Annotated in this window: 16 protein-coding genes; 7 read left to right on the top strand and 9 right to left on the bottom strand. The window is 70.4% G+C overall.

The features are described 5' to 3' along the window. Nucleotides 1-30: 30 nt before the first annotated feature. Both CLV54_RS02990 and CLV54_RS02985 read right to left on the bottom strand, forming a co-directional pair. Entirely contained in the window at nt 31-516 is a 486-nt protein-coding gene (locus CLV54_RS02990; RefSeq protein ID WP_211294421.1) for an anthrone oxygenase family protein, read from the bottom strand. 2 nt (nt 517-518) lie between these two features. Continuing rightward, nucleotides 519-1,358 carry an NAD(P)H-binding protein gene (locus CLV54_RS02985; RefSeq protein WP_100343443.1) on the bottom strand — a complete coding sequence of 280 codons (840 nt, stop codon included), beginning with the start codon at nt 1,356-1,358 and terminating at the stop codon, nt 519-521. Nucleotides 1,359-1,438: 80 nt separating this feature from the next. On the opposite strand from CLV54_RS02985, the gene CLV54_RS02980 reads away from it, so the two are divergent. After that, nucleotides 1,439-2,392 (top strand): AraC family transcriptional regulator, encoded by a 954-nt coding sequence (locus CLV54_RS02980; protein WP_100343442.1) that lies wholly within the window; start codon nt 1,439-1,441, stop codon nt 2,390-2,392. Between the two features lie 59 nt (nt 2,393-2,451). Here the strand turns inward: CLV54_RS02980 and CLV54_RS02975 are convergent, their stop codons facing one another. From CLV54_RS02975 to CLV54_RS02965, 3 genes are all read right to left on the bottom strand, one after another. Further along, nucleotides 2,452-4,317: a phospholipase C gene (locus tag CLV54_RS02975; protein ID WP_100343441.1), complete on the bottom strand. Its 1,866-nt coding sequence runs from the start codon at nt 4,315-4,317 to the stop codon at nt 2,452-2,454. Between the two features lie 98 nt (nt 4,318-4,415). Next, nucleotides 4,416-5,711 (bottom strand): iron uptake transporter deferrochelatase/peroxidase subunit, encoded by a 1,296-nt coding sequence (efeB, locus tag CLV54_RS02970; protein WP_245861258.1) that lies wholly within the window; start codon nt 5,709-5,711, stop codon nt 4,416-4,418. Beyond that, on the bottom strand, nt 5,708-6,910 hold the full coding sequence (locus CLV54_RS02965) for an EfeM/EfeO family lipoprotein (RefSeq protein WP_100343440.1): 1,203 nt from the start codon (nt 6,908-6,910) through the stop codon (nt 5,708-5,710). Before CLV54_RS02965 ends, efeB begins: the two co-directional genes overlap by 4 nt. A gap of 393 nt (nt 6,911-7,303) precedes the next feature. Between CLV54_RS02965 and CLV54_RS02960 the strand changes: the two genes are divergently transcribed. After that, nucleotides 7,304-7,960 (top strand): pentapeptide repeat-containing protein, encoded by a 657-nt coding sequence (locus tag CLV54_RS02960; RefSeq protein ID WP_100343439.1) that lies wholly within the window; start codon nt 7,304-7,306, stop codon nt 7,958-7,960. A 46-nt stretch (nt 7,961-8,006) separates the two neighbouring features. Here the strand turns inward: CLV54_RS02960 and CLV54_RS02955 are convergent, their stop codons facing one another. Continuing rightward, on the bottom strand, nt 8,007-8,429 hold the full coding sequence (locus tag CLV54_RS02955; protein WP_100343438.1) for a hypothetical protein: 423 nt from the start codon (nt 8,427-8,429) through the stop codon (nt 8,007-8,009). Nucleotides 8,430-8,431: 2 nt separating this feature from the next. Further along, on the bottom strand, nt 8,432-8,953 hold the full coding sequence (locus CLV54_RS02950) for a hypothetical protein (protein ID WP_100343437.1): 522 nt from the start codon (nt 8,951-8,953) through the stop codon (nt 8,432-8,434). Nucleotides 8,954-9,448: 495 nt separating this feature from the next. Here CLV54_RS02950 and CLV54_RS02945 point away from each other — a divergent pair, with 495 nt between their 5' ends. The 4 genes from CLV54_RS02945 to CLV54_RS17665 all read left to right on the top strand — a co-directional run bounded on the left by CLV54_RS02945 (nt 9,449) and on the right by CLV54_RS17665 (nt 14,899). Then, a complete protein-coding gene (locus tag CLV54_RS02945) occupies nt 9,449-12,844 on the top strand; it encodes a chitinase N-terminal domain-containing protein (RefSeq protein WP_211294420.1) in 3,396 nt (1,131 codons plus the stop codon). 102 nt (nt 12,845-12,946) lie between these two features. After that, nucleotides 12,947-13,882 carry a DMT family transporter gene (locus CLV54_RS02940; protein WP_100343641.1) on the top strand — a complete coding sequence of 312 codons (936 nt, stop codon included), beginning with the start codon at nt 12,947-12,949 and terminating at the stop codon, nt 13,880-13,882. Further along, complete coding sequence (locus CLV54_RS02935) at nt 13,879-14,553, top strand: GntR family transcriptional regulator (protein ID WP_100343436.1); 675 nt, start codon at nt 13,879-13,881, stop codon at nt 14,551-14,553. Before CLV54_RS02940 ends, CLV54_RS02935 begins: the two co-directional genes overlap by 4 nt. Nucleotides 14,554-14,755: 202 nt before the next feature. Continuing rightward, the gene (locus CLV54_RS17665; RefSeq protein WP_170061944.1) at nt 14,756-14,899 is read left to right on the top strand and encodes a hypothetical protein; all 144 of its coding nucleotides are present in this window, start codon (nt 14,756-14,758) and stop codon (nt 14,897-14,899) included. 53 nt (nt 14,900-14,952) lie between these two features. Here the strand turns inward: CLV54_RS17665 and CLV54_RS02930 are convergent, their stop codons facing one another. Continuing rightward, nucleotides 14,953-15,507: a TetR/AcrR family transcriptional regulator gene (locus tag CLV54_RS02930; protein ID WP_100343435.1), complete on the bottom strand. Its 555-nt coding sequence runs from the start codon at nt 15,505-15,507 to the stop codon at nt 14,953-14,955. 96 nt (nt 15,508-15,603) lie between these two features. On the opposite strand from CLV54_RS02930, the gene CLV54_RS02925 reads away from it, so the two are divergent. Then, entirely contained in the window at nt 15,604-16,428 is an 825-nt protein-coding gene (locus CLV54_RS02925) for an SDR family NAD(P)-dependent oxidoreductase (protein ID WP_100343434.1), read from the top strand. Between the two features lie 157 nt (nt 16,429-16,585). Here CLV54_RS02925 and CLV54_RS02920 read toward each other — a convergent pair whose 3' ends face one another. Continuing rightward, nucleotides 16,586-16,810 (bottom strand): hypothetical protein, encoded by a 225-nt coding sequence (locus CLV54_RS02920; RefSeq protein ID WP_100343433.1) that lies wholly within the window; start codon nt 16,808-16,810, stop codon nt 16,586-16,588. Between the last annotated feature and the right edge of the window lie 28 nt (nt 16,811-16,838).

The raw sequence follows: 16,838 nt of genomic DNA, 5'->3' as shown, positions 1-16,838 counted from the left end.
CGCTCCTGTGCACTCCTGTGCGGCGGCCGATCAGACGATGAGAGCGAGGAGGAAGGCGAGGGCGGCGAGCGCGCCCGCCCAGCCGCGCACGGTGTTCGCTCGGGTCCAGCGGCGCAGGTACGTGGCCCAGAGCGCCGCTGTCTCGGGGTGGGCCGTATCCCGTGCGGCGAGGGCGTTGTTGAGGGGCACGTTGACCGCGCCCGTGACGCCGACGACGCCGGCGAGGTAGATCACGGCGCCCGCGATCAGCCAGGCCGAGCCCGTCTGCCAGGGCAGGAACGCCAGCACGAGAACGGCCGCGCTCACGAGAGCCGTGCCGAACAGCGCGAGCATCAGCGGCGGGCGCACGGCCACGACGTTGATCGCCTGCATGGCCGCGACCGCCGATCGCGACTCGATCCGCGCGAGCCCGGGCAGCACGAGAGCGGAGAAGCCGAAGAACACCCCGCCGACGACCGCGCTGCCCACCGCGGCGGCGATCACGAGCACGGTCGGCAGCACGGTCATGGCGTCCATCGTCACGCCCAGGCCCCGGATGCCGCAGCCGCCCGCGCGAATTCGGCGAAATCGCGCGGCGGCCGGCCGAGCGCCCGCTGCACCCCGTCGCCCAGGCTCTCGTTACGGCCGTCGAGCACCTCGGAGAAGAGGTAGCCGAGCAGCTCGACGACCTCGGCCGGAACCTGCTCCCGCTCGAGCTCCACCCGGTAGGCGGCGAGATCCACGGACTCGAAGCGCAGCTCGCGGCCGCTCACGGCGGCGATCGCGGCGACGGCCTCGGCGAAGGAGAGCAGCCGGGGGCCGGTCGCCTCGTAGAGCTCCCCCGCGTGACCGGCCTCGGTCAGTGCGGCCACGGCCACCTCGGCGATGTCGTCGGCGTCGATGAAGGGCTCGCCGACCTCGCCGACGGGCAGCGCGAGGGTGCCCGTGAGCAGCGGGTCGAGCAGGTGGCCTTCGCTGAAGTTCTGGTCGAACCAGCTCGCCCGTACGATCGTCCACTCGGCCCCGGCATCCTGCACCGCCTTCTCGGCCTCCTGCGCCTCGGCTTCGCCGCGGCCCGAGAGCAGCACCAGGCGGCGGGCTCCGGAGTCGACGGCCTGGCGGGCGAGCGCGCCGACGGTCTCCGAGGCGCCGGGCACCGCGAGGTCGGGGGCGAAGCTCAGGTACACGGCCTGTGCTCCGTCGAGCGCGGGTGCCCAGCTCTCGCGGTCGTCCCAGTCGAAGGGCACGGAGGCGGAACGGGAGGCGAGACGGTGCGGCACCTCGGCGCCGCGGAGGCGATCGGCGATCCTGCGGCCGGTCTTGCCGGCGCCGACGACGAGGGTGGTCAGTGTGCTGGTGTGAGTGGCTGGTGTTGTCATGTCACGAGTCAACGCGACATCCATGAGACGATCCATAGTCGATGGTCGCAAAAACATAAGCGATCGTATACTCTGCGATCATGGATGCCATCAGCGGCCTTCTCGCCGGCCCCCGCGCTCACAGCGCCTTCCTGCTGCGCTCGATCATGGACCCGCCCTGGTCGATCCGGATCGAGGACCGCGCCCCGCTCACGGTGGTGGCCGTGGTGAGCGGAACCGCGGTCATCGTGCCCGACGAGGCGTCCGACACGGGCGCGGCCACAACGCTCGGCCAGGGGGATGTCGCGATCCTCCGCGGCCCCGACTCGTACACCGTCGCCGACCGCGCGACCACCCCGCCGCAGGTCATCATCCACCCGGGGCAGCTCTGCACGGCGCCCGACGGCTCCGAGCTCACGACGATGCGGGAGCTCGGGGTGCGCAGCTGGGGCAACAGCCCCGACGGGGGAACGACCCTGCTGACGGGCACTTATCAGTTCGAGGGGGAGATCAGCCGGCGCCTGCTCTCGGCGCTGCCGCCTCTGCTCGTCGTGCCGCGCGGCCCGACGGGCTCACCCCTCGTGCCCCTGCTCGCCGAGGAGATCGTGCGCGACGACCCCGGGCAGGAGGCCGTGCTCGACCGGCTGCTCGACCTCGTGCTCATCGCGGGCCTGCGCTCCTGGTTCTCCCAGCCGACGGCCGAGGCTCCGGCGTGGTTCCGCGGCTACAGCGACCCGGTCGTGGGCACCTCGTTGCGACTCATCCACAGCGACGCCGCGCACCCGTGGACCGTCGACGAGCTGGCCAGGCGCAGCCGGGTCTCACGCGCGACCTTCGCGCGGCGCTTCACCGAGGTCGTCGGCGAGACCCCCATCGCCTACCTGACCGAGTGGCGGCTCGCCCTCGCCGCCGATCTGCTGCACGACCCCCAGGAGACCGTCGCCTCCGTCGCGGGCCACGTGGGCTACGGGAGCGCCTTCGCGCTCAGCACCGCGTTCAAGCGGGCGCGCGGCGTGAGCCCGCGCGAGCACCGGGCCCGCGCGCTGCACGCCTGACCGAACGGACGTCGGGCCCGCCGGGAGGGTGTCCCGGCGGGCCCGACGTGTGAGCGGGGCTACGCGGTCTTGCGACGGCGCACGAACCACACCACGACGCCGGCGGCGACGAGGAGCAGTGCTCCGGCGGCGATCCCGCCGGCCTCGAAACCGGTCGCGGCGAGCTCCTTGCCACCGGCGGTCGCAGCCGGGGTGGGGGTGGAGCCGGCGCTCGTCGAGGGCTCGGGCGTCGGCGTGCCGCCCGGCACCGGAACGTCGACGTCGACGATCTGGTCGACCGTGCCGTCCTGGTTCAGCAGCACGGCCCGCTGCTGCGGGTCGTCGAAGTCGAACATGCCGTCGATCGCGCCCGCACGCTCGTCGAAGGAGGCGTCGCCGACGCGACCGGTCTGCCAGTTGTCCTCGATGAACTTGAGCACCGAGGTCTGCTCGACGGGGTCGTGGCTGATCGTGTTCGGCGTCGTGAAGGGCGAGATGAGCATCATCGGGATGCGGGGGCCGGGGCCGCAGCGGTCCGCGTAGCCGCCTGCGATCGCCGTGACATCCGAGCACAGCGGCTGGTCGCCGGCGGTCTGCACGGCCGGGTCGTCCGAGCCGTTGAGGATCGTCGGGGCCACGTGGTCGTACCATCCGTCGGAGTCGTCGTAGGCGATGACGATCGCGGTGCTCGGCCAGATGTCCGAGGACTGGATCGCGTTGATCTCGTTCACGACGAAGTGCTGCTCGTCGATCGGGTTCGAGTAGCCGGCGTGGCCGTCCTGGAACTGAGCCGCCTTGAGGAAGGAGACGGCCGGCACGTTGCCGGTCTCGAGGGCGGTGTCGAAGCGGGTCAGGTCGTAGTTGTGATTGGCCTGGCCGTTGTGGCCGATCTCGTCATCCGAGGCGGGGGCGAGGTGGTGCGGGTTCGACGTCGACTCGTAGTACTCGAACGGCGAGTGGTGCGGGGAGTAGTCGACGGCGGGAACACCGGCGATGGTCGAGTGCGTCGTGCCCTGGCAGTTCGCGAAGTGCCCGGCGGTGCCGTCCCACGGGGTGGTCGGGTCGAAGCCGCCCTGGAACCAGCCCCAGGTCACGCCCTTGTCGTTGAGCAGGTCGCCGATGTTCTTGCCCTCGACCTTGGCGAGCGCCGAGGTCGTGGTGTGGCTGTTGTCGGAGCAGTCGTCGAAGAAGGGATCCGGGTCGCCGTTGATCGTTCCCACGCCATCGGCGTCGGGCGAGCTGACCGTCGTGGTGCCCGAGACGGGGGCGCCCGTGACCGAGTCCACGGCGGTGGCGCCGTGCGTCTGGCCCGAGATGAGGTTGAGGGCGCCCGGGGTCGACGGACCGAAGACCGTGTCCCAGCTGTTGTCGCTCATCGTGTAGTTCTGGGCGTAGTTCCACATTCCCGTGACGGTGTTGCCGTCGTAGAAGTCCATGACCGAGGCGTCGTACTGCTTGTTGGCGGATGTCGCGCAGCCCGATGCGGCCTGGGTGAACTCCGGGAACTCGTCCATCGCCCCGCCGTCGAAGGCCTGCTGCTCGGGAACGTAGTTGTGGTTCTGCGAGCAGGTCACGGCCTGGTCGGGCGTGAGACGCGTGGGCGAGACGCTGTTGGGGTTGTCGGTCAGCAGTTCGGGGTGCGACACGTAGTTGTTCGGCGTCGGCGTTCCGGCCGCCGCCGTGAACGGCGTCTCGCCCTCGTTGTTCTCGGCGTCGGGATAGGTGCCGAAGTAGTGGTCGAACGAGATGTTCTCGTCGAAGATCACGACGACGTGCTTGATGGGGGTCGCCGTGTCGGCAGAGTTGTCCGCCGGCTCGGCGGCGAAGGCGCCACCGGCCGAGAAGATGAACGACCCGAGTCCGGCGAGCGCCAGAACGGATGCCGCGGCGTAACCCGCGCGACGCCGGGAACGACCGCGGCTGCGGTCGCTGATGGCTGGGGACATTGCTTTCTCTTTTCTTCGAAGGCGGTTCAAACGTGGAGGTGCAGGTGGTTCATTCGGAGAGGTCTGTGGGGGTGCGGGCGGGCGGGGGCGTACGCGGCTCAGGCGAGCAGTCCGCTCGCGAGCCAGTCCCCGGAGTCGGTGACGCCGGGGAGCGCGTAGAAGTAGCCGCCGCCGAACGGCTTGATGTAGTCGACGAGGGGCTCGTCGGCCAGGCGCTTCTGCACGGTGACGAACTGCCGCTCGAGATCCTGGTTGAAGGTCACGAAGATGAGCCCCATGTCGAGGTTGCCGTTGCTGTCGAGCCCGCCGCTGTAGTTGTAGGCGCGACGGAGCATCCGCGACGAGGCCGACTCGGGCGTGCGCGGGTTGGCCGCGCGCACGTGGGCGCCGAGCGACACCGACTCGCCCGTGGGGTCGAGCTCGTAGTGCGGGTCGTCGAACTCGCCCGAGGCGCTGAGCGGGGCGCCGGAGTCTCGGCGCCGGCCGATCATGCTCTCCTGCTCGTGCAGGTTCACGCGATCCCAGAACTCGACGAGCATGCGGATGGCGCGCACCACGTGGTACGTGCCGCCGGCGGCCCACGCGGGCTCGCCGGCATCCGCCCAGACGAGGTCGCTCATCTCGGCGGCGTCGCTCACGTCGGGGTTGCTCGTGCCGTCTTTGAAGCCCATGAGGTTGCGCGGGGTGCCGCTCGGGCGGGGCGGCGAGACGAAGCCGTCCTGACGCCAGCGCACCTGCATGGCGCCTCGGGTCGCCCGCGCGATGTCGCGCACCGCGTGGATGACGGTGTCGGAGTTGTGCGCGCAGATCTGCAGCAGCAGGTCGCCGTCGCACCGCGCGCGATCGAGCGAGTCGTTGGGGAAGTCCTCCATGGCGCGCAGCTTCGACGGCTTCTTCGAGGCGAGGCCGAAACGGGCATCGAAGAGGGACGCCCCGACCGACGTCGTGATCGTGAGCCCGTCGGCGACGACCTGCGGACCGAGCACCCCCGAGTCGGAGGGCGGCGCCGTGATGCCGACGGAGGCCGGCGAGCCGCCCGCCGTGAGGAAGCGGGAGCGCTCGGTGAGCGTGTGCATGAGGTCGGCGAGCTCGCCGCGGCTCGCCGCGGTCACGTCGAAGGAGATGAAGGCGCTGCTCGCCTGGGCCGGGGTGAGGATGCCCTGCTGGTGCTCGCCCTCGAAGGGGTAGCTCGCGGGCCCGGCCGCGGCATCCGTCGTCGGGGCGCCCGTCGGGCTCGAGGCCATCGCGGCCTGGGCGCTGCCGAGCGCGACGGGCGCCGCGACGGCGGCTCCGATCACCCCGGAGAAGAAGTTGCGCCGGTTGAAGCCGCGGCCCGGGCGGTCGGCGCCGCCTTCCTCCTGATCGCCGGGCACGGGCGGTGTGGTCGCGGTCACGATACGGGTCTCCTTACGTCGCAGATCGCGGCAATCGGGGCGAGCAGCTCGACCGTCTGGCTGAGCGTCGCATCGAGGGTGCGCCTGCTCTGCGGGTCGAGCTGCGCGAGGGGCGTCCAGCTTCCGTCGGCCGCGCGGAACGACTCGACGAGCCGGGTCGAGCGGTCGAGCCAGCTGTCGGTCTCGTCGAGGTCGTAGCCGCGATCGGAGAGGATCGTGCGCAGCGGGTCGAGCGCGCCGCGGGTGCCCGTGAGGTTGGCGTCGATCGTCGCGAGGGAGCTGCCGGAGCCGGCATCCGTGGCCCCGGTGAGCTCGAACTCGATCGCGTTCTCGAGGATCTCGTGGGCGCGCAGGCCGATGTCGAGCGGTGCGATGCGGGCGTTCTCCCAGTCGCCCGCGAGACCGTCGACGTCGGCGACGAGCCGATCGGCGGCGGGTGCGGCGTCGGCGGGTGCCGCACCCGACCAGAGCAGGGCCTCGATCTTGTGGAAGCCGGTCAGATCCGGATCATCGAGCGCGGTGAGACCGGGCGCCGGAGTGCCGTTGATGGCGCCGTCGGCGTCGCCGAAGGCTCCGTAGGCCGCGCCGAGGGCCTCGTAGTCGGTGTGCGCCGTGATCCAGGCCACCCGGGCGGTCGCGACCTCGTTCGCGGCGATCGCCGCGTCGAGGGTGCGCACATCGGTCTGGAGGGCGGGGAGCCGGCCCGCGATCCAGGACTGGTAGTCGGCGATCGGCTGCGTGAGGTCGGCACCCGTGACGGGGGCGATGGCCGGGGTCAGTCCGGACTCCTGACCGGAGCCTGCGATCGTCACCGTCGGCCCCATGACGGCGGCGCCGTCGTCGGGCAGGCAGGCGAATCGGTAGTCGCCGTCGCCGATGACCGCGTCGAGGTTCTGCGTCGCGCCCGAGCCGATGCCTTCGAGCTCCGCGTAGACGGAGTCGTCCTGCGGGTTCACGAGGTACAGCTCCATGGGGGCGATCGAGGTGTTGGTCGCCGAGAAGGTGAGCGGTCCCCCGTCGCTGCTCGTCCACTCGGGGGCGCAGCGGTCGGTGCCGATGCTGATCGAGACCGTTCCCGCCTCCGCCGCCGAGGTCGCGGCGGGCCGCGTGACGATCGTCGCGACTACGCCGACGACGATGACGAGCCCCACGATGCCGAATACGATTCCGAGGCTCTGGCGGGTGGACAGTCGCGACATGGAGGGGAGGGATCCTTCGGTGGGCGTGTACGAGGGCGTGCCGGCACCGGTTTCTCCGCGGCTGCCGAGGCGGCCGCGAGCCCTGCTCGTCGGCCGACAGGCACGAAGTTACGCTTCGAAGATATTTAGTTGCTATCAACTAAGAAACATTCACCCGGGTTCACCGAACGTTCATCCGCGTCTCACTTCGTGGCCACCGTTCGGGGGACACGCGATTCGCAGCCTATGGGTCTTCCCAGCGCCTCCCCTGAGGCTCCTCTGCGCCCGCCGAGCGCTCGCCCGCGCGTCATCCGCGCGCTTTCCCGCACTCTTTCCCGCGCTCTTTTCCCGCGCGCCATCCGCGCCGGGTGAGAGCAGTTTGACGTGGCTCGCCCGACAGGCCACCCTGGCACCATGACACAGGCCCCGCGGCTCTCCTCCACCGCCACCCAGCTCACGGACATCGAGACACGAGCGGGGGATGCCGCGCTGCTGCGGGCACACGGCGAACACGTCGGCGAGCGCTACGACGACGCCGAGCTGAGCGGCCGCGACCTCAGCGGCATCGCCTTCTCCGAGTGCGTGCTCACGGCGGCGACCCTCGACGACACCCAGCTGCGCGGATCCCGGTTCTCCGAGACGGTGCTGAGCTCGACCTTCGCGCCCACCCTGCTCGCCGCGCGCACCAGCTGGCGCGACATCCTCGTCGACACCCCGCGCTGGGGCTCGGCCGAGCTCTTCGACTCCGAGCTCGAGTCGGTGCACATCCGGGGCGGCAAGATCGACTTCCTCAACCTGCGCACCTCGCGCCTCGTCAACGTGCTCATCGAGGACTGCACGATCACCGACCTCGACCTCGGCGGCGTGCGCGCGACCCGCGTGGCCCTCTCGAACTGCCGGATCGGCACCCTCGACCTGACCCGCGCGAACTGCGCAGACGTCGACCTGCGCACGAGCGAGTTCTCGGCGATCAGCGGCATCGAGGGGATGAAGGGCACGACGATCGACGAGTGGCAGCTGAGCCTGCTCGCGCCGCTGTTCGCCGCACACCTGGGCGTCGTCGTCGACTAGCGGATGCCCCGGCATCCGTTCGCGGCGCCCGGCGACGGCCGGCGCGTCAGCCGAGCATGACCGAGTGCGGATCGGTGGGGCTCACCCGCAGCGTGATCATCGAGCCCGGCTGCCAGTTCGGCAGGGCCGACTGCGCGATGACGGTCGTGTAGACGGTGCGGTACGGCTGCTGCCCGGGCAGCGTGATGTCGAGGTCGACGGCGTAGACGGTCGTGTCGCCGAGCTTCGTGCCGTTGTCGGCGAGCGCCACCACGGTTCCGGAGCCCTGGATCATGCCCGCGTGCATCCGGAGGTTGTCGAACGGGTTCGCGGTGGGCGCCCCGTAGCCGGCGGGGACCTCGCCCGGCTGCAGACCCGCGAACTGCTCGGCGAGATCGGCCGACTGCTTGAGGTTCGCCGCATAGTCGGTATCGAGCGACTGTTTGACCCCCGCTCTGCCGAGCCGGAAGAGATCGTGGAAGACCCCCACGGTCAGCTCGTGAGGGCGATCGCGTTCGGGTCGGCGGGGTCGACCTTGACGGTGTGCGCGGTGCCCTCCGCGTAGTTCGCGAGGAACTGCGGCGGCACCATCTCGCGCTTGCTCACCGTGTAGGGGGCCCGGCCGGGAAGGGTCACCTCGACCTCGAGCTGATACCACGGGTTGCCCGCGGTGCGCTCGCCGGTGTCGACGACGCTGCGGATGACGGAGTCGCCGTCGGCCCCGATCGCGATGATTCGGTTGAGCTCCTGGCCGTAGGCGTTGAGCACGTCGTGGTCGGCCGACGCCTGCGCCGACACGGAGCCGGCGTTCGCCATGGTGACGGGCGATCCGTCGGTGTAGCCGGCATCCTGCATCGCCTTGTTGGCGAACTCCTGGGCCGCGGCGGCCTGAGCGGCCCAATCGTTGCCCGCGCCGGTGCCGCCGGTGCCGCCGAACGCGTCTTTCGCCTTGCCGAACAGACCCATGGCCATCCTCACTGTGAGCGTCGCGCCGAGCGTCGGCGCGACGCTCATTATCGCAGGCCCGTGTGACCCGAACAAGGCACGCGGCAGGCTCGGATGCCGCACACGCTCGCGGCGCACCGCCATCGTCGTGGCACGCGATGTTCGATGCGCCCCGACGAACATCGTGCGCCACGAGTTTTCCCACGGCCCTTCCACTTTAAGACAACGTTGTCTAACATGGGCCCCGAGCAGTTCGACGACGAACGAGGGGACGACCGTGAAACGCCTTCCGAGCACCCTGGTGCCGCTGAGCACCGCGGCGCTTCCCTTCGGGGCGACAGCGGCGCGGGCGACAAGCCGTGCCGGCGATCGACCCGCCACCGCCCGTCAGCCTCCTCCGCTCGGCCTCCATCGGACCGACGACATCCTGAGCCCATGGGGCGGTGGCGCGAGGCGCTCGCCGCCCTCTGCCACCCGAACCGCTCTTCCGCGAGACAACCCGATCTAGCACCCCGGGCCGGCGCCCGCCGGCTCACCACCGCAGTTCACCGACGAACCAGAGGGATGACCGTGAAACGTCTGATCAGAACACTCGTGCCCGTGTGCATCGTCGCACTCCTGGCGCTACCGACGACCGCCGCGCACGCCGAAGAACCACCACCACCGCCCGTCAACCTGCTCGCCGCCGACATGGACACGACCTTCGACGGCGGGGTCGCCGACTTCTCGGTCTTCGTGCCCACCTCCGGCGCCACGCAGACCATCGTCGACGTCGACGGCGACCCGGCGGTCGAGCTGCGCGACTCCGCGCAGGGCGCCGCCGTCGCGAGCTACTTCTACAAGAGGTGGAGCACCGGCGCGCTCAAGGACCGCATCAACGAGGTCTATCGTCAGCCGGCCGGCAGCCCGGCCGTCGACTTCGTGCTCCAGTACGAGCTCGCCCGCAGCGCGGCGAGCACCAAGCCCGTGGCGAAGGATCTCTACGCCCAGCTCACCTTCGGCAACTTCGACAACGTCAACGTGCCGCGCTTCCCGGTGCCCTCGACGAGCGTGACCACCACGGCGGCCTACACCTCCACGAGCGGGGACCTGAGCCTCGTGAGCGAGGCGGACATCCCCAGCTACCGCTTCAGGATCGTTCCCAACGGCGGCGTCCGCACCATCTCGACCGTCGAGCTCGGCTTCCAGGTGCGCGTCGACTCGACCGGCACCGACGAGGCGCTCCTGATCGACGACATCGGCATCTACGAGGTGCCGCTGCTCGTCGACCCCAACCCGCCCACCGCGCCGACCGCGCTCGTGAGCTCGGGCGTCAACGCGGGCGGCCTCACGCTCTCCTGGGCGCCGGCCACCGACGACGTCGCCGTCGCCGGCTACGACGTCTACCGCGACGGCTACCTGGTCGCCTCCTCGAGCGCCGCGACGACCTTCGCGCTCATCGGCTCGCTCATGCCCGCGACGAGCTACGACTTCACGGTGAGGGCGAAGGACGTCTCGGGCAACGCGAGCCCGCCGAGCGCGCCGCTGCGGGTGACGACCGGCCCCTATGTGCCCGAGAGCCCGGCGCCGTTCCCCGGCACGACGGAGACCCGTCTCGGCTGGCTCTGGCAGAAGACCAAGGATATGAAAGAGGAGAGCGGGGCGATCAACGTCGCCGCCTACACCGCGCAGCTCGCCGACGGCCAGAACGTCGCGACGAACCTCGCCAAGCTCGACACCCAGTTCCAGCTCTACGACGCCGAGCAGTACAAGTCGGTCTCCAAGATGTACTCCTACCTCATGGTCGGCGACCAGTTCAGCCCGGCCATGGTCGATCACGTCAAGGGCTACTTCGCCGACTACGCCTACGGCAAGCTCAACCAGACCGAGAACCTGCGGATGGCCAACTACGTCACGGGCTACCTCGTCGGGCAGTACTTCCCCGACGTCGTCGATCTGAACGGCAACTCCGGCGAAGCGCTCCAGGCCGTCACCCAGGCGCCCATCGAGGAGATGATCGACGCGGGCGTGCACCGCGGCTGGGCCGAGTACCAGAGCCCCGAGTACACCTTCATGACCTACTTCGGGCTCAACGCGCTCTACCAGTGGTCGGATGACGAGGCCCTGCGCCAGAAGGCCAAGATGGCGATGGACGTCATGTGGTTCGAGTGGGCCAACGACTGGATCGACGGCTACATGATCTCCTCGCTCAGCCGCAGCAAAGGCGACCAGTCGTCGACGAACGACCCCACCTGGCGGCCCGGCGACCACTCCGCCTTCGCGTGGAGCTACTTCGGCGCGCACCGCCAGCAGCTGGGCGTCGGCGAGTCCGACAACACGGCGCCGGCCGCATACCGGCCCAACCTCGAGTACCTCGGCTTCGTCACCTGGCCCGGCATGGACTACACGCCGCCGGAGCTCGCGGTCGAGATCGGGCGGATGACCGACAAGGACTACACCTCGCACAAGACGAACCTGCAGAACTCGAGCGGGCGGGCGATGGACATCTACCGCACGAGCTACGTCAAGCCCACCTGGGGCCTCGGCACCGAGGTGCAGTACCGCCGCGTGGACAACTGGATCGAGGACCAGCCGCTCGTACTGCGCTGGCACTCGGATGCCGCGAACCCGCTGTTCCGGCTCTCGATGGACCAGGGCACGGCCTCGATCGGCTCGTACAACCAGCCGGCCAACCACCGGGTGATGCAGAACGGCGGAACGGCGATCGGGGTCTACAAGTCCTCGGGCGACCAGACCACGAACTTCATCAACGCCATGTTCCCCGCCAACGGCTCGATCGTGGAGCGTCGCGAGGTCGGGGACTGGGTGCTCGCAGACGCCGGATCGGTGTACTTCGCGTACCAGCTGCTCAAGCCGGCCACCTGGTACCACCAGACGCCGAACGACCCGGCCAACAAGGTCAAGACGACCTCGAGCACCCACCCCACGGCGAGCCTCAGCTACAGCTACGACATCCTGCGCAGCCAGGCGGATCGCAACGGCTGGGTGCTCGAGACCGCTGACGCCGCCGACTACGCGAGCCTCGACGACTTCGCGGCGGCGATCGCCGGCACGAGCGTCGATGCGAGCCACATCGACGAGACCAACCCGCGTCTCGTCTACCAGGGCCTGAACGGGGACACCCTCGACCTCACCTTCGACAACGCGGCGGCGGCACCGTCCGGAGCCGCAAAGGTGAACGACGTGGCGATCGACTACGACTCCTACAAGCTCTTCGACACCCCGTGGCTGCAGCAGGACGAGCTCGGCTCGGTCTTCACCGCCACTGTCGACGACCGCTCCGTCGTCTACGACTTCGACGACTGGACGATCACGGCGAGCGAGGAGCCCGGAGAGCCGGAGGAGCCCGAGGAGCCGGGCGAGCCCGAGGACGACGGCGCGGCGGCCCTGCCCGCGTCTGCGACGCTGAGCTCGGACAACGGCTGGGACACGGGCCTGAACGACGGCGACTACACCGTCTCGATGAACCTGTGGTGGGGTGAGAACGCGAGTTCCTTCCGTCTCTTCGAGAACGGGCAGCTCGTCGGGGCGACCCCGCTCACCCCGGGCACACCGGCTGCTCAGCACGCCGGCATCCTGATCACCGGGCGTGCGAACGGCAGCTACGTCTACACGGGCGAGCTGGTCAACTCGAAGGGCGTTCGGGAGGTCGGGCCCCTCACGGTGACGGTGCGCGACGCGAACCCGGGCTCGCCCACGCTGAGCTCCGACAACTGGGACGGCGACGGCGACTACACCGTGACCGCGAACCTGTGGTGGGGCACCAACGCGAGCTCCTACCGCTTCCTCGAGAACGGGCAGGTCGTGGCCGAGGGAACCCTCGCCACCGCGAGCCCGCAGGCCCAGCGAGCCGTGCTCCCGGTCGCCGGCAAGACCGCCGGCAGCTACGAGTACACCGTCGAGTTCACCAACCCGGCCGGAACCACGACCAGCCGGCCTCTGGAGGTGACGGTCTCCTGAGTTCGCCGGCGTCGGGGTCTCGCGGGCGATCGCGGGGCCCCGGCGCCTTTTCGCTGACCCTGCCGCTATCGCATCCGGCGTGATTGTGTAACAATGTTCCGCATGGTGGCCATCCTCTGCGTGCTCCTCGCCGCGCTGTGCTTCGGCACCACGGGAACCGCCCAGGCCTTCGGCCCCGCGGATGCCTCGTCGCTCTCGGTCGGCGCGGCGCGCATCCTCATCGGCGGCGGTGCGCTCGCGGCCATCGCCGGTGTCGCGTTGCTGCGGTCGCGCGCGGGCGCAGGTCGCGGCATCCGCCCCACCGTCACCCGAGGCGCCGGAACCCGCACCCTGCCGGCCGGGGCGCTCGTCGCGGTCGGCGCCCTCGGGGTGCTCGCCTACCAGCCGGCCTTCTTCCTCGGAACGGCCGTCAACGGGGTGGCCGTCGGAACGATCGTGGCGCTCGGCTCGGCTCCCGTCATCACGGGCGCCCTCCAGTGGGCGCTCACCCGGCGCTTCCCGGGTGCGATCTGGCTCGTCGCGACGATCGTGGCCACGGTCGGGGTCGCGCTGCTGAGCGGCGTGACGGATGCCGCGGGCTCGGCCGTCGACCCCGCGGGGCTGCTCTCCTCCCTCGCCGCCGGCGCCTCCTACGCGGTCTACACCCTCGCGAGCAAGGCCCTGCTGAACCGCGGCTGGACTCCCATCGGGGCCATGGGCGGCGTCTTCGGGGTCGCGGCAGCCCTCAGCCTGCCCCTTCTCCTCCTGACCGACACGAGCTGGCTCGCGACCGGCCCCGGGGTCGCGATGGCGCTGTGGCTGGGACTCGTCACGACGGCCCTCGCCTACCTGCTCTTCGCCCGCGGGCTCGCCGCCCTCCCCGCCGCGACGGTCTCGACCCTCACCCTCGCCGAGCCGCTCACCGCGAGCCTTCTCGGCATCCTCGTGCTGGGCGAGCGGCTGCCCGCGACCGCGGTGCTCGGTCTCGTGGTCCTCGCGGCGGGCCTCGTCATCCTCGCGGTTCCCGCGCGACGCAGGCCGGGCGAGGTGCTCCCGTGAGCCCGCGGCGCCGCGACGCCCCTCCCGGCCCGACCCTCGCCGAGCAGCTCGCCGAGCGCCTGCGCGAGCGCATCCTCGGCGGCGAGCTGGCGCCCGGCGAACCGTTGCGGGAGCAGAGCCTCGCCGCCGAGTACTCCGCCTCGCGGCACACGGTGCGCAGCGCGCTCGCCCTGCTGGTCGCGACACGGCTCGCGACCGCGGCGCCCTATCGCGGCATCCGGGTCGCAGCCCTCGACCACGACGCCCTCATCGCGCTGCAGCAGCTGCGGACCGCTCTCGAGGGCGAGGCCGTGCGCCTGCTGCGGGAGCGGTACGCCGGGCGAGCCTGGCCGGCCGCGGTCACGGCGCCGATCGACGCGGCGCTCGACGAGCTCGCGGAGGTCTGCGCGCGGCATCCGGACGACTGGACCGCCGTCGAGCGGGCGCACTCCCGCGTGCACGGCGCCCTCGTGGATGCCGCGGCGAGCCCGCGCATCGCCGAGGCCCACCGCGGGCTCGACGGCGAGATGCTGCTGTTGCTGCTGCACGTGCGGCCGCACTACAGCCCGGCAGGCCTCGTCGACGAGCACCGGCGGCTGCTCGCCGAGGTTCAGGAGCGCGGCGAGCTCGCGGTGCGGGAGCACATCGCGCACTCGACGGAGCTGCTCCTCGCGTCGCGGCGAGCGGGATGACCCCTCGGTCGGCGAGCGGCGTGGCCCTCGGTCAACGAGCGGCGTGGCCCCGCCCGGCGAGCGGATCGGCCGGCACCCGCGGCTCTAGAGGCGACTTTCCGACCAATCTGCCCCCAAAAGGCCACACGAAGAGACTTTGCGCTCGGAACTGCGTAGCGTCAGGAGCCACAGAGCCACTCGGACTCTCGACGATGGGAGCATCATGGCCGAAAAATCAGCACGAAAAGCAGTCGCGAAACCGGCGGCACGTTCACTCAAAGAGAAGCGCGCCGACAAGAAGGCGAAGAGCGACACCGCATCGAACGACAGCAGCATCGTCTCGAGCGCCAACGCGAAGAAGCGCTAGACCGTATCGCCCAGCGTTCCCCGAGCGCGTTCTGCGCTCGGGGAGCGCGCCGCTCAGTCGAGCGCGACGGTGACCGCCTTCACGATCTTCGCCCGCAGCACGGCCCGCTGCTCGTCGTCGAGCTCGCGCACCCGCGGGGTCGCGAGCGTCGTCATGCCGACGATCGACGTGACGACGCCGAGCAGCTCTTCCGGCTCGAGCTTCGAGGTGAGTGCACCCGCCGCCTGGGCGGCCTCGATCGACGCGAGCTTGCGCGCCGTGACCTCCCGGCCCAGCTCGCCCCCGACGCCGTCGCGCTCCAGCCGATCCCAGACGGCAAGACGCAGCACCTCGGGGCGCTCGAGGTACTGGTCGAAGAGCCTGCCCGCGTAGCCGGGCACGTCCATCGCGTCGAAGGGCGCCTCGCTCACGGTGTTGTCGATCATCGCGCTGAAGACGGCGTCAAAGAGGCCGTCCTTGTTGCCGAAGTAGGTGTAGATGAGCGACTTGTTGACCCCGGCGGAGTCGGCGATGCGGTCGACGCGAGCCCCGGCGATGCCGCGCTCGGCGAACTCGCGGGTTGCGGCATCCAGCAGCCGTCGTCTGGTCTCCTGCGAGTCTCGTGCCATGGAACGATTCTAACCTAACTGTTTAGTTGATTAGGGGCGACGTTCGTGCTGTACTGAGCAGACACCTAACTAACTGTTCGTTTGAAAGAAGGAAACATGTCTCAGGTCTGGTTCGTCACCGGCTCCTCCCGCGGTCTCGGTCGCGCGGTCGTCGAGGAGGCCCTCGCCGCCGGCCACCGGGTCGTCGCGACCGCGCGCAGCACAGCCTCGCTCTCCGAGCTCGCCGAACGCCACGGCGAACGGATGCTCGTGCTGCCCCTCGACGTCACCGACCGAGCACGGGCCGACGAGGCCGTGCAGGCCGCGATCACCCGCTTCGGCCACCTCGACGTCGTCGTCAACAACGCGGGCTACGCGAATATCGCGCCCATCGAAGAGGTCGACCTCGACGACTTCCGAGCCCAGATGGATGCCGTCTTCTACGGCACCGTGCACGTCACGAAGGCGGCCCTCCCGCACTTCGTCGAGCGCGGCTCCGGTCGTTTCATCCAGGTGACCTCGATCGGCGGCCGCTTCAACGCGCCCGGCATCGCCGCCTACCAGAGCGCCAAGTTCGCGGTCGAGGGCTTCTCCGGAGTGCTCGCCGCCGAGACCGCCTCCCTCGGCGTGAAGGTCACGCTCGCCGAGCCGGGTGCGATGCGCACCGACTGGGCCGGCTCCTCGATGGAGATCCCCGCCTTCGCCGAGCGCTACGACGCGACCGTCGGCGCGCTCGCGCGGCACCTGCGCGAGGTCAACGGAAGCGAGCCGATCGACCCGGCCAAGGTCGCGCGGGTGCTCATCGAGGTCGCCGCGATGGACGAGCCGCCCCTGCACCTCGCGCTCGGGCGCGACGCCGTGGACATGATCGCCGCCGGCATGCAGAGGCTCGCCGACGAGGACAGGCGCTGGGCCGAGCTCGGCCGCTCGGTCGACTACTGAGGTCAAAGCACCGGATGGAGCGCCATGCCGCAACAACGACTCAACGTCCGTCTTCCCGCGCGGCCTTGACCACCGCCGCTATGTCCTGGAGCTTTCGGGCGTTGAGAGTAGGCATGACAACCTCCGATGTGGGGATATTCCCACACCACTCAGGTGCCTACTGGATGTCGTCGTCCGGGTCGTCGCCGTCGCCGTCGGCATCGCCCGACGAGCCCAGGTTGTTCAGCTCGTCCGAGGGGAACGGCGCGGCGTCCTCGTCCTCCTCGTCGCGGTCGAGGTAGAGCTCCTCCTCCTCTCCCACGAGGGCCGGGTCGTACCGCCCGACCGGGGTCCGCGCGTCGTCGGGGAACTCGCTCCCCACAAATCCGGAGATGTCGGTCATGGTTTCCTCCCGAGCCGTGCATCGAATG

Origin of the sequence: Compostimonas suwonensis, from assembly GCF_002797855.1 — a bacterium.
GTDB classification, from domain to species: domain Bacteria; phylum Actinomycetota; class Actinomycetes; order Actinomycetales; family Microbacteriaceae; genus Compostimonas; species Compostimonas suwonensis.
This window is presented reverse-complemented; position numbering and strand designations above follow the sequence as displayed.